Origin of the sequence: Paenibacillus sp. XY044, assembly GCF_002257645.1 — a bacterium.
In the GTDB taxonomy this organism is placed as follows: Bacteria; Bacillota; Bacilli; order Paenibacillales; family Paenibacillaceae; genus Paenibacillus_AQ.
Window position 1 is genome coordinate 1,730,872 of record NZ_NQMO01000001.1, and the last position, 12,650, is coordinate 1,743,521.

The 12,650-nt window shown below is 44.2% G+C and carries 12 protein-coding genes and 1 pseudogene; 6 read left to right on the top strand and 7 right to left on the bottom strand.

The annotated features are described in order from the left end of the window. Window positions 1–47: 47 nt before the first annotated feature. From CJP46_RS36985 to CJP46_RS36995, 4 genes and pseudogenes are all read left to right on the top strand, one after another. Window positions 48–197, top strand: a pseudogene (locus CJP46_RS36985) (mandelate racemase); the annotation flags it as partial. Between the two features lie 85 nt (window positions 198–282). Further along, window positions 283–441, top strand: coding sequence for a hypothetical protein (locus tag CJP46_RS36990; RefSeq protein WP_256992261.1), 159 nt, complete (start codon window positions 283–285; stop codon window positions 439–441). Window positions 442–635: 194 nt separating this feature from the next. Continuing rightward, window positions 636–1,361, top strand: coding sequence for a stalk domain-containing protein (locus CJP46_RS07810; protein ID WP_094594968.1), 726 nt, complete (start codon window positions 636–638; stop codon window positions 1,359–1,361). A 192-nt stretch (window positions 1,362–1,553) separates the two neighbouring features. Continuing rightward, entirely contained in the window at window positions 1,554–1,763 is a 210-nt protein-coding gene (locus tag CJP46_RS36995; protein WP_256992260.1) for a GntR family transcriptional regulator, read from the top strand. 426 nt (window positions 1,764–2,189) lie between these two features. Here CJP46_RS36995 and CJP46_RS07820 read toward each other — a convergent pair whose 3' ends face one another. From CJP46_RS07820 to CJP46_RS07840, 5 genes are all read right to left on the bottom strand, one after another. Next, on the bottom strand, window positions 2,190–2,726 hold the full coding sequence (locus CJP46_RS07820; RefSeq protein WP_094594970.1) for a dihydrofolate reductase family protein: 537 nt from the start codon (window positions 2,724–2,726) through the stop codon (window positions 2,190–2,192). A 463-nt stretch (window positions 2,727–3,189) separates the two neighbouring features. Then, a complete protein-coding gene (locus CJP46_RS07825; RefSeq protein ID WP_094594971.1) occupies window positions 3,190–3,753 on the bottom strand; it encodes a class I SAM-dependent methyltransferase in 564 nt (187 codons plus the stop codon). A gap of 1,246 nt (window positions 3,754–4,999) precedes the next feature. After that, on the bottom strand, window positions 5,000–6,394 hold the full coding sequence (locus CJP46_RS07830) for an MATE family efflux transporter (protein ID WP_256992231.1): 1,395 nt from the start codon (window positions 6,392–6,394) through the stop codon (window positions 5,000–5,002). After that, window positions 6,378–7,205: an ROK family protein gene (locus tag CJP46_RS07835; RefSeq protein WP_094594972.1), complete on the bottom strand. Its 828-nt coding sequence runs from the start codon at window positions 7,203–7,205 to the stop codon at window positions 6,378–6,380. The genes CJP46_RS07830 and CJP46_RS07835 overlap by 17 nt, the downstream gene beginning before the upstream one ends. A gap of 23 nt (window positions 7,206–7,228) precedes the next feature. Beyond that, window positions 7,229–7,999: a DeoR/GlpR family DNA-binding transcription regulator gene (locus CJP46_RS07840; RefSeq protein WP_094594973.1), complete on the bottom strand. Its 771-nt coding sequence runs from the start codon at window positions 7,997–7,999 to the stop codon at window positions 7,229–7,231. Window positions 8,000–9,043: 1,044 nt separating this feature from the next. On the opposite strand from CJP46_RS07840, the gene CJP46_RS07845 reads away from it, so the two are divergent. Both CJP46_RS07845 and CJP46_RS07850 read left to right on the top strand, forming a co-directional pair. Next, window positions 9,044–10,153, top strand: a complete 1,110-nt coding sequence (locus tag CJP46_RS07845; RefSeq protein ID WP_179281070.1) for a YrpD family protein — start codon at window positions 9,044–9,046, stop codon at window positions 10,151–10,153. Window positions 10,154–10,198: 45 nt separating this feature from the next. Then, window positions 10,199–10,681, top strand: coding sequence for a copper amine oxidase N-terminal domain-containing protein (locus CJP46_RS07850; RefSeq protein WP_094594975.1), 483 nt, complete (start codon window positions 10,199–10,201; stop codon window positions 10,679–10,681). A gap of 424 nt (window positions 10,682–11,105) precedes the next feature. Here the strand turns inward: CJP46_RS07850 and CJP46_RS07855 are convergent, their stop codons facing one another. Both CJP46_RS07855 and CJP46_RS07860 read right to left on the bottom strand, forming a co-directional pair. Beyond that, window positions 11,106–11,669, bottom strand: a complete 564-nt coding sequence (locus tag CJP46_RS07855) for a glycoside hydrolase family 95 protein (protein ID WP_256992232.1) — start codon at window positions 11,667–11,669, stop codon at window positions 11,106–11,108. Between the two features lie 502 nt (window positions 11,670–12,171). Continuing rightward, complete coding sequence (locus tag CJP46_RS07860) at window positions 12,172–12,609, bottom strand: TetR/AcrR family transcriptional regulator C-terminal domain-containing protein (protein ID WP_179281071.1); 438 nt, start codon at window positions 12,607–12,609, stop codon at window positions 12,172–12,174. Between the last annotated feature and the right edge of the window lie 41 nt (window positions 12,610–12,650).

Here is a 12,650-nt window from a genome sequence, read left to right on the forward strand (position 1 = left end):
CTCGCTGCCCGCCTAACTGAAATAATATTGCTTTTTACGGACGCCATATGCCGCTTTGGGAAGGGACGAAACGGGATATTGCGATCGTACGCGGGATTGCAGAAGTGGCGGGTCCCACAGGCAAAATTATGATCGATGCAAATAATGCGTATAATTTGAACTTAACCAAAGAGGTATTGGCGGCTTTGACGGATGTGAACCTGTATTGGCTGGAAGAAGCGTTTCATGAGGATGAAGGCTTGTACGAGGACCTGAAGGAATGGCTCCGGCAACGCGGGCAGAATGTGCTCATCGCAGACGGGGGAAGGGCTTGCCTCACCGCATCTCGTGGAGTGGGCGATTCGCGGATGTGTCGATGTGCTGCAGTACGATATCATCTCGCCGGGTTTCACGCATTGGATGGAATTAGGCGAAAAGCTGGATGCCCATGGTTTGCGGTAAATGATTTTGACCAAAAATGTTTACAAGTCGGATACAATTCGGAGATAGTTTGGAGATAAAGTCACTTTATAGTTAGGTACATAAGGAACACCCGCCTTAAACAATATGAACGGGGATATGAAGAAGGTTTGAGTTCTACCAAGGTAAGACATCGCGTTTGCTTCGGCAATAAATCAACAAGGGAGAGAATAATCATGAAAAATCGTGTAAAAGGAACCATTATGGCTGCACTTGTCGTAGGAATGACCGTTTCCGGAGCGGCAGGCGTCTACGCCGGTACCAACCTGCAGAAAATTTCCGCCTACCTCAATCACAACATCAGTTTCAAAATCGATGGAAAAACGTTTGTGCCGACGGATGGAAATGGGAACAAATTGGCTCCAATCGTATACAATGACTCGACTTATCTTCCGGTTCGTGCCCTGTCTGAGGCATTGAAGGCATCTGTTGATTATAATAGCCGTACCGGTGTCATCACCATTGGTACACCTTCTGCGCCTAACAATGGGAATACAGGAAACCAAACAGGAGCCGATCTTGTGGCTGTCACGTATTCGACTTCCCAAATTCAGGCGATTAAGAAAGAATTCTCGAAATTCGACGGCTTTACTACGGCTTACGCGCCAATGCAGGCGGTGAAAAATGATAGTCTCCAGAAAGTAGCTGCTGGTGGGGATTCGGTCAAGTTTACGTTTAAGCACATGAGCGTAGAGGTATCGCCACGGGACTACTCTTTCGAATATGATGGTAAAAATGTCACGCTCTCCAATGGGGTGCAGGCTAAATGGTATACACCAAGCGATACCGCGATGCTGACTTTTAAACTCGATGACCGATTTGTTACTCTCTACTCGCAGGATCATTCCCTCTCGAACGCACAATTGGAGAAGGTAGCCGTATCCGTCGCTAAATTGAAATAATTCATTGATGACGATTTTGTTTAACTTAAAAAGCAGATTGATTAAGCAGCAGGCTTCCGAAATATCGGGAGCCTGCTATTTGTGTATCAAACAAAGAACAGACATGGAATAAAACGATCTGGTCATTCGTATTTTATATATGAAATGTAGTGATTCGGAATGAACTCAGCGGACAGAATACCTTTGTATCAGATGGTTCAAGAGTATGTACGTAATTTGATCACGTCTCAGGTATTGAAGGTTGGAGTCCGTATCCCTACGGAAAAGGAACTTATGGAGCGTTTCGGAGTAAGCAAAATTACTGTCGTGCATGCCCATCTTTTTAAGCAACTGTTGTACATGCTCCTCAGAGACTATTTTCATTCTTTAGTATTGACGACGCTTGTACCGGTTTTGTTGTGAGTGGGAATAAATCACAAAAACATTGGCTTATTCCCACATTTCGCCCTCCCACATACTGCTGATCAGAAAAATGCTGTTTCGTTTCGCAGTCTTACGGACACAGGAGCTGCTATTTGGTGAAATATTGTTAAACTTATTAGAAAAGATGTTCGCCTAATACCCACTAACATCTTTATCAATTTAAGTTTTCTACACTAACCTGCCCGTTAGTTGAGAAAAGACAGCCGATCCCAAGTAACCGGCTGCCTTCAAATTCTTTGTTGAGTTAACGTTCCCCGTTAGGTCAATCGTCAATTCCATAAATAACTATGTCATTTCGCATAACTGAACAAATTTTAAAGAATAAGGGATCCTCTGACTGCCGCTACAGCCGGAGAAACCCTATTAAAGTAACGTGCCCTTTAGGCCGCTGAGTCAACCGCACAACTAAGCTGGAACATAGGTCAACCTGATCACCTTCTCGCCAACTCGATCGCTTGCCACGAGGCGCAGCGGCGGCCGCGGACCGGCGAAGAACGGCTTGCCGTGACCCAGCACGACTGGATGGAGATAGAGGCGATACTCATCAACGAGACCGAGCTCCGTTAGACTGTGGGCCAACTCCGGCCCGGCAACTTCAATCTCCCCTTCATGCTGAGCCTTCAGCCCACGTATGGCCGCTGCGAGGTCGCCCTCAATCAGAGAAGCGTTCGGACCGACGGACTTTAACGTCCTCGACACCACCCACTTCGGTTTGCTTTGCCACGCCGCTGCGTATTCCCGTTCCGGCGCATCCCATTCAAAATGGTCTCCGTCCCAATACCGCATGGTCTCGTACATGCGGCGCCCGTACAGGCTGCCCGCCAGGCTGCGCACGTCGTCGATGAAATGACGGAAAAGCACGGGGTCGGGCTGAAATGCCGGGTGGTCGTGGTCGACGAATCCGTCCAGAGACTGGTTCAATGCGAAAACGATCTTTGCCATGCGACTGACACTCCTCCCTGGTTTTCTCGCACATTCATCATCAAGATTACACGTTCCATATGCAGCCTCCTTTATGTCTACATTTTATCATCCAACAGCATGTCCGGTTTCTCATGGATTGCTAATGTGCACAGTCCTGGCCTGACCGAATATAAATTTAATTTATCGAAGGATGGTAAATTAACCAATTCTGCCCGTTAGCTTAATGAAGTTGCATTGGAAACATATTTAAATGGTTATCTAATCGGTAATCGGCTCATGTTCTTGTCCTTTTCTAAGTTCTTGTCCTCGACTCGGGACAAGAACTTGTACCGATAAAACAAAAAAGCCGCTATAATAGCGACTTTCAATCGGACTTTGTTCTTGTCCCCCGACAGCTTTTTCTCTCATTGCCCGCCACGCGCTGACGTTCCGGCCGGCCGATTGTTTACCTTCCCGCCCCGTTTGTATTTCATTCTGGGGCTTAAGTTGGCTTAACAGCATCCACCATTAGAGAAACAAATCCCAAAGAGTTTTCATTGTTGCGGTGATCAAAGCGTTTCGATCGGTAAATGAAACCCTCTTTCTCATCCCAATCGGTGTAATGGAATTCTCCATTTTCATCGCAATACTCTAGAAGATTCACTTTAAAACCAGCTTCTTCAAACATCGCCGAAAGGGTTTTATAGGTATGTACTATTTTATGGCTTGCAGCAGGATGGTCAGCAGGACCTGGTCCGCCGATTTGTACTCCTTTTTGGTACTCTTCATCAGGGAAATAACCATCCGGAACAGCACATCGAACATACCCTCCAGATTTTAAGAACTCAAAACAAACCTTTGCAGCTTTAACACCTTCTTCGAAATCTAGGTGCTCCCATACATGTTCAGCTAAAACTGCAGTAATGGTATTTGGTTCAAAACGGTCAGACCACTGTTCTCTTCGTAATAAATTTAGCTCTGTCTCTTCGGTTTGCGTCCACTCGGGATTATTGTTATATCCGCCAGCACCAATAACAACTCGTATGTCTTTGTTTCGTCCCCTCACTCAAGCTCATCCCCCTTTATAGCGAAGTGTAACAAAAACCCCATTGAGGATAAATGGATATTTGGGACCATCATATGTAATTATGTGTCCTCAAGTAAACTGCCCGTTAGCTTAATGACAGTGGTACCATTTTCGAGAGCTGAGGTTCATTTAGGCTTGGTTTTAATTTGAATAGGGTCGTTCTTCTCTTTTGGGTTAATCCCGTAATAATGTAGGCACTTTTGTGTCATTATCCTACTATATAGGCACTTTTGTGCATTTTTTTATGACACAAGATTCCTTACAAAAATAAAAGAAAGCCTGATCCATCAGGCTTTCTTCACATTTAATATGTAGGTGGATTTGTGTCATTAGACAAATGACACAAATGTTGTCTGAGGACAAGAACATTGTTCCTTAAAGGACCTTCTGTTTTGAGGTGATTCTCTACTTTATCGATTAATTGCAGTACAGCTAATCGCAACGGTTCAAAATCTGTGGGATCTAACAACGCGATAAGATCCGGATTCCATAACGACCATAGAAATACCTCCTGTTTGAATCAAGTGAGATGTTGCATCTAAAATCTTTTCTCTTGACATTATTCCTATAACCACCTAATTAATTGAGAGTTTTTATCAGAAGGAAAAAATTAAAATTTTTTCAAGATATGCTTGAATTTTATCAGCATCCTGTTCAGCATACGCACAGGCTACGTAATCGTCAGGTTTGATAAGGAATGCAGAATTAGGTAATATACCCACCTTCCCCATTCTATCTTCCCATTTCATTTCATGCAACGGTATCTCAGACGACTCCGCGAGTTTATGAAGAGCTGGGGATGATTGACCATATACATGAAGTTGTCAATCAACTGACCTCTGGTAGGAGTAATTATCGCCCCTCTCTGTAACTATCCAAGGTATGCGATCGCCGCGGATGAACGCCTCCTGCCTTACCCTCACTAAGAATACTGTCTCTGTACCTGATGCGGGTTTGCGATGCCGAGATTAAGGCGCTTCAGGCGCAGGTCCGTTAAAAACATTGCAATTTGAAATTTCATTTATCGTCCGCTTTATGCATTGGATGTGTGTAGCATAAAGCGGACCTTCAACTCAATTATCTTACTTCCTCTGCATGACCCTATCTACTGGCATTTATCGTTTTATGAATTGTTTTTAATTGATTATGAGGAATTCGAAATGGATGCCGTTGGTTTTGATACTAACGATCCTATAGGAAACAGATTTAAATAATGGGAGCCAGTTTAGGCGGAAGGCTCATGCTTGATGGAACGCGTGTGCAGTTTCCTGTGAAAGCGGAAGAAGAGATAGATCGCTCTTACGAATAAATCGGCGGATATAGCGATCCAGATTCCGGCAATCCCCATCTTGAGCACGCTGCCTAGTACATAGACGCCAACGAAACGGATCAGCCATACCCCGATAAACGTACTATACATCGGGCTTCTAGTGTCCCCGGCGCCTTGGAGAGCGCCGGCAAGGACAAGGGTCCCCGCTAGCGCGAACTGCGAAAATGCAGCAATATGCAGCGCCGTTTCAACTCGCTGGATGGTGCTGGGGTCCGTCGTAAACCATAAAACGAACCAAGGGAGAAGAAGAATAAATAATAGGATGCCGACGATGGACATCATGATCGCTCCAATAGCGGTGGACAGCACACCATATATCCAGGCATCTTGCTTGTTTTTTTGTCCGATACTGTAGCCGACTAAGGTCGTTGCTGCCGCACCTAGTCCGTAGCCCGGCATAAAGGCCAGTGTTTCGATATTTGCGGCGATAATGTGGGCAGCATAGACGTCCGTGCCGATGGAGATGACTATTCCCATGTAAGCTACAGAGCCTAACCGACTCAATAAACGCTCAACGACAACGGGGCCAGACAGTTTTAACAGCAGGAGTATTTCGATTGCTTTGCATTGAAGCAATTTAGCAAGCGGAAAAGACACCACCGATTTTCTTACCGATAGAATCAAAATTACGACACCTAGGATTCGCGCCACGACCGAAGCCCATGCCGCCCCGACAATGCCCCATCCGGAAAAGTGCCACAGACCAAAGATAAACAGATAATCCAACAGTATATGAATAGCGTTCATCCATAATCCGGCTTTCATTGGACTTTTTGTATCGCTTGTTCCACGCAAAATACTCCCCAGAACAATCATTAGTGCAGGAAGTACGGAGGGAATGGCGACAATTCGAAAATATACATTTGCATCTGTCAACATTTTTCCGGTTGCCCCGAATAATATCAGGATTGGTTTTGAGAATAAAAAAGTGAGACACCCGAGCAATAGCCCTGCCGCACACGCTACCAGGACGGATTGCACCGCGATGCTTTGCGACTTTTCGCCTTCGCGGGATCCGAGGCTTCTTGAAATTAATGCATTGGTCACTACGCCAAGCGCCATGAAAATACCAAAATAAACAACCATTATATTGTTGGCCATCCCGGCGGCAGCCACTTCCTGCAACCCCAGTTTGGATACAAAAAGGGTGTCGACAAACCCGATAGCGGTTTGCAGAATATTCTCCGTCATAGCAGGAGCGGCCAATGTGATGACCGCAGCTGCTTTGCCAAAATAATCCTTCAGAAAGAGCGGTTTGGGCACCATTGCCCGGTTACGAGCGGAACGCAAAGCGTCTGGCTCCTTGAGCCACCATGAATCCAGGTTCCTTAGATTGCTCAATGGTGCATGCGTTCCATAGATCAGGCAGTGCATGCTGCTGCGCATGCTCCAGTGCAGCCTTGTAATATCCTTTATATTTCAGCGTGCCGCCTCCTAGCACAATCTTTTCCGGATTCAACAAGTTAATGACAATAGCCAGACCGATTCCCATATATTTTCCTGCGGTTAAAATGACTTCTTGGGCTTCTTGGTTTCCTTGTTCAAGCCGCTGCTGCAAATCTTCAGCATCCGTGCCTGCCATTTCGAGGACTCCAATACCGCCGGCGAGTTTGGCCAATCGATTCGTGCCTTCCGGAGTCGGGATCGGGATATAGCCCAGCTCGCCCGACCAGCCGTTTGCCCCATTGACGAATTGACCGTTGGCTCTGATCCCCATGGCAATTCCGGTTCCGATTACGATAACGACGGATGTCGTATTTGGATCGATTGATGAGGTTTCGTGAAGGGTCGCCGCTTTCACATCATTAATGAAATATACCGGAAAATCGCCAACTTGCAAATCGCTTGTAGTTATTCCGGTAAGCGAGGACAAACTTGAAAATACGACCTTGTTCTCGTTTTCAACGAATCCCACAACAGCGACGCCCATGCCGGAAGGAGTAAACGGCAAGCCTTGAATAAACGAAACGATTTCGTTTTTGAGGTGCTCTCTGGTAACAGCAAAGCCTGTTGGAACGGTTTTCGTAATTTTTTCACCTTGATATTCGGCTAACATCAGCATTTTGGTGCAGCCAATGTCAATGCCTACGAATCGGTCCATTTACATTTCCCCTTTTCCTCGCTTTAATCGTAATCGTGTTCTCCTATAACCATCACCTGAACATCAGCATCCAATCGCTGAACAATTTCCAAAGGAAGAGAGCGATTCGTTATGATGTGATCGACTGCCTTTAAATCTAACGCCCTGAATTTATGAAGCAGGTTGTGCTTTGTATGATCAATGAGCAGGAAGATTTGACCAGCGTGCTTCACCAGCTCCCGTTTAAACTCGATTTCTTCCTCGTTGCCGTAATAAATTCCTTTGCTAGTGATGCCGGCGGCACCGATGAACACTTTGTTAAATTGATAGTCCGAAATTTTGGACAGGGTGGAATATCCAAAGACATGACGGGATATTTTGTTCACTGTCCCTCCCAAAAAGTGAACCTCCGGTTTAACCGAATGGGTCAATGTGCTGGCAATATCGATGGAATTCGTCACGACCTGTACATTCAACTCATTCATGAATTGGGTCATCGCGTGTACGGTTGTGGAGATATCCATAAAAATCAAATCATCGTCTTCGATCAGCTTCGCCGCTTGCTCACCGATTTGCAGCTTCACCTCCGATTTTTCTTTTGACCTGGATTCGTAATCCCGCAACTTTCGATATAATGAGGGAACGGCAATCCCTCCATGGGTTCGGCTGACCAGTCCTTTAGATGAAAGGTGGACGATGTCGCGTCTGGCAGTGTCTCTGGATACGCCGAATAACTCACAAATTTGCTGTAAAGACATCGTATTATGTTCATCCAAAAATTCCAGAATGTGAACGTAACGTTCCTCTTGATTCATATGCATCCTCCCAAGTATAATTTAAGTTATATTAAGTATTTAATCAAGGGTTTTATGACATTCAGTTGCACAAATGCTTGTATATACTTAAAACGATGCATATCGTAAGATTCTGATTGGATATGATGTACTAAGGTACAAAAAAACCGTCAAAATGACGGTTTTGCAGTGTATTAAGAAGCATTCCAGAAGTATCCCACAGCTAAATTAAATTCGAAATTACAAGTATTTGCGATCAGATTCAGTGCTGCACATCTGCCTTGGGATAGACCTCGCGGAAAGCGTCCTCCAGCCCGGGAAGGCGTCAAAAACACCCAGCAGCACTTCCTCGGCACCACGACGGTACAAGTCTTCACAGTGCAGAAATAATACTTTTTGTTATTGAATACACCTTATGTTGCTTGTCCTTAATTTTTCGATTCCTATGGTACTCAAAGACAATTGATTAATCTTTATATATAATGCAGCTTGAAACTTTATCCTTCTTGATTGCTTTAGATAAATGATCTAACTTAATAATAAATACCTCCCTTTCATGATTTAGCCTGGTTTGATCAACTTTTCATCTTCAGCGAACCTCATTATTGCATATAAAATATTTGCTTATTTTCTATACGCTCAATATGGAATGCAGTTACGCTATCCTGCCCGTTAGCTTAATCCCTGAAGCCAGTTTAGCTTTTGTAACTCCCTTTCCTATGTAGAGGTAAACGTTTAACCAGGGTGCCGTGATGAGACCGCTTTTTTCCATTTACATCATCTACTTTGCCGTCGGTGACAGCTACGCTGGTACTATCCCGCATAAAAGTAAGTAGAGTTCCCATCCGAGTCGAGGTTCAAAAACAAAAAAATTTTAACTATCCCAAACTTCCCTAGCATCCTATTCGTTTATATAGAGAGGAGGTACCCGGTCAGAACTGTAGGCATTACATTGGGTACTTCAGAAAACCTATTTAAAGATAAAGTGAGGTGTTAAGGAAATAAAAATTTATTTTCGTCTTTAACGAACCAATAACAAAATCGGAGAAGTGGATGGTGCTCTTTGTGAAAAAGCTAGTATTTTCGGCGACTTTTGCTCTTATTCTTGCAATTCCTACTGTTACATCTGCGCAAACAACAACCCAGACTGAAAATATCCCTGACCAATCAGTGAGTTCCATGCCTAACGTTGTTCTCTCTAACTATGGGGAGAAAGATTATTCGAATGAGACTCTAAATTCCATGGTTGCACACGCAAAAAATGTACTAGAGAAAGAGAGGGCAATAACGTTACAGAGTAGCAATTCAGATGAACAAACAAGCACCCCTCCTTCCTATGCATATTATTCTTTAGACCCCAATAACAGCTATCTGTACGAAGAACCCAGTGGTGGCACACCTCAATTAGTTTTGTTCGATAACCCCCAAAGCGCGGAACAACAACTTGCTCCATTAGCTTCGGGGCAAACGGATTTTATTTCCGATGGTGTTGGAGGAAGGAATTATATAGCACCATCCGGTTCATCTAGCTCATATTTGATGAGTTCACTGCAGTTGCCGGTTGATTCCTATGTTGTTCCTAAAACTGCGGCTTATAATTATATCGGTTTTACTAATTCCCAGTATGAAGCTGACTTGGGAACGGTCTTCGTGACATCAGCAGGTCCAAACAGTAACGAAAAAGGCTGGAGACTTGCGTTTAATGCTAAACATAACGGCTCCAAACTGACTTCGAGTTATGAGTCTGGTTATAATGAAATGTGGGATAAAAATGCATTTCTCTCCAATTCATCAGTCACGATGGTGGCATGGTATAATTATGCGCAGACTGTTAATAGCATAACGACTCACACCATTCGCTTAAAGATCACGGGGAAGGCCACCTGTGCAGACCACGCTTGCAATAATCAAAATGACACTTCGTTAATTGCAATAGCCGACTCTCCTGATTTAGGATCCAATGCACCGACTTCAATTACCCATTGGAAGGTACTTTCAACTGTAGTGTCAACGGACAATACAGGGAGAAACAAGGGGATATTTTCTAACATCAATATAAACGGAACGGCCGTTCCCAGCAGTTCATTTTCAGCCCCTGAACAGGATCACGCATTGATAACACGTACCAATAATAATGTTACAATTGATGTGGACTCTAACACATATAAACTTTAATTATTAGGTTTTTCGAAAATTACTTGCAGTTTGGAGTGATGAAGGTTGAAATTTAAGTGGAAGCAATCATGTTGGTTGTCTGTTATGTTGGCTGTATTTCTTCTAGCTGTTTTCTCACCAAGCACGGTACAAGCAGCTCAGGTAGCTGTTCACGGATCGGTTACAATTGATGGTAAGGAACTTAAAATGGACCCAAAGCCGACTGTGATTAATGGCAATGTTATGGTTCCATTTAGGCAGCTCTTCACAGCACTGGGGCTTTCGATCGATTGGGCTAAGACGGATGAAAAGACCCAAACGGTAACCGGAAAAAAAGGGGATACTGTCATTCAAATCCAAGTCTCAGCTAGTAATTGGACGGCAAGTTTGAATGGTGAGGAGATCAAATTAACGCAGAGCCCTTTTATTGACCCCGAGACGAGCACGCTGTATGTTAACTTGCGTTTCATTAGTGAATCCGTTGGAGCAGCCGTAAGTTGGGATAACATCCACAAAATCGCATCCATCGACACAGTAAAAGATAAGTAAGTCCAATTTATTTGGATGATTTAGCCCGACGGACTTCGAAAGGCAATTGGTTAGGTTGGGATCAAGTTACATGACGACAAAAGGTATGACGAGAGGAAAACACGAAAAGGTATAGAAGCAAAATACCTTGCCACAGATACCGTAAGGAAATGTCTATGCTTTGGACATTCATCTCGTCAGAGGCTACCATTCTGAGGCGGCTGTTACTGGGGTTGAACTTGTAAACATATGTCGATCGGTAGGCAGGCACAAAAACTGTTCCAACAAGAGAAGACCAACTCTTGATCCGAGTTGGTTTTCTTCACATATAATTCGAACTAACTGGCTTACATAACCTGGGGTAACCCCGCTTGGGAGAAAAAATAAAAAATGGAATAAACTCGAAAAGTACCGTTACTTTGGATAAAGCCTAAACTAAACGTCTTTATATCAGGAGCAATTTATGCAGATGGTGAATTGCCCAACAACGAGGATCTACTGAATAAGCAGTTGCTGTCGTCTTCCTTGGAAGGTTTGAAATCCTTCCGTGTAGGAGGCAATCCCTGCAGCCGTAGTTGTCTAGATAAGCATGAAATCCCACCGGATGTTTCAAAATATCCGACCACAGAGTAGGTTCCAATACCGTCCCTCTTCCGAACAATGTTGAGATAGATAAATTGCCTGGAATGCTTGAAGATTGGCGAATAACCAGAAGTTGATCAGGATAACTCGTGAAATATTCTCTATGATATTCGACGCTTCCTGATGTATATCTCACGGAGGCAATTGCATTTTCCAGATCAAGTTCTCTCCGATAATCTTCTACGTCCAAATCAGAATTTCGGCTTACCAAATATAGGTCACCAAGCGGCTCATAATGGCGCTGCCCATCTGGAACACCAATCAGCACTTTAGAGGCTAATTCCTCCGCATTTGAAATTTCCCCCTTAAACACCAATCTGCGTATTTCATCGAGATGGTTGAGAGCATCCGGGTTGTTCCTATTCACCGGGCCACCTTCCCAATGTCCCATTACCTAACGGTAAAGCCTCTTCCCTGAGCTTTGCTGGTTCGTTAAACCAGATTTTAAGGTTATCCACAATGTACACTCCCTTTAAGGTATTAGGATTTTCGCTTGTCATGTGAAGTACAAGTGATCTCCGTCAATATTAAGGGAGGTTTTCACGATATACTACCCTAATTACTTCATTCTTTTTCATATAGAAACAAGAGCTTCCTGAATTTGTTTGGGCGTTCACAGTGAGGTAATCCTCTATTTGATTATGATCCTTTCTGGATTTTTAATAAAAAAGGCCGCAGCTACGCGGCTATTAAGCATATATGATCTTGTCGTCTTACGACTTAATTCAACATGCTGCGAATCGTTTTCATTTTCCCAATACCCTCCTTCAACGTTTCCCTTCTTTAAATCAGGGTAATAGAGGAGTTCGCCAACTGCCTTGCGTTTCCTTTTATCTTCTCGAAGGATGGTGCAAGCTTAGAGGCTTGTGTCACACAATGTTTGGGTACTTGCAAGCTGTCTTAACAAACCCGGCGAATAAAGCATCGAGCCCAAATTCGAATCGGGCTTGATGATCTTCAGAACTGCCCAATCCGCGTCGGATCGCCTCGCTAATGCAAGGAAACTCGTTATGATCAAGACGATTCCCAAGCTCTTCCGCAAAATCTTCATGTCCCGGTGTGCTCCCCGCTTCAGCCAAAGTATGTCCGGTAACGAATGTCGTTACAGTATTAATGATATGGAATGCGCGCAACGGGTTGAGTTCTGCTTTACATAGCGCTGCCACCACTTTTTCGACTGAACGCAGCGAACCCAAATTCATGACCGGCCGGGTGGCTATTAAAGGTATCAGTCTAGGATGCCGTAACAGCTCACCACGTAATGAGACGGCAAATGCGCGCAGCCATATCGGCCAATCCCGCAGCACTCCGATCATCCCCGTTCGGAAACGAGAGCTGTTAAACAGAC

What these genes read in the sequence shown, in the direction of transcription:
- CJP46_RS07840 (WP_094594973.1), bottom strand. Translation starts at nt 7,999, where the DNA reads ATGAATCAAGAGGAACGTTACGTTCACATTCTGGAATTTTTGGATGAA.
- CJP46_RS07820 (WP_094594970.1), bottom strand. Translation starts at nt 2,726, where the DNA reads ATGGCAAAGATCGTTTTCGCATTGAACCAGTCTCTGGACGGATTCGTC.
- CJP46_RS07835 (WP_094594972.1), bottom strand. Translation starts at nt 7,205, where the DNA reads ATGGACCGATTCGTAGGCATTGACATTGGCTGCACCAAAATGCTGATG.
- CJP46_RS07810 (WP_094594968.1), top strand. Translation starts at nt 636, where the DNA reads ATGAAAAATCGTGTAAAAGGAACCATTATGGCTGCACTTGTCGTAGGA.
- CJP46_RS36990 (WP_256992261.1), top strand. Translation starts at nt 283, where the DNA reads ATGTGCTCATCGCAGACGGGGGAAGGGCTTGCCTCACCGCATCTCGTG.
- CJP46_RS36995 (WP_256992260.1), top strand. Translation starts at nt 1,554, where the DNA reads ATGGTTCAAGAGTATGTACGTAATTTGATCACGTCTCAGGTATTGAAG.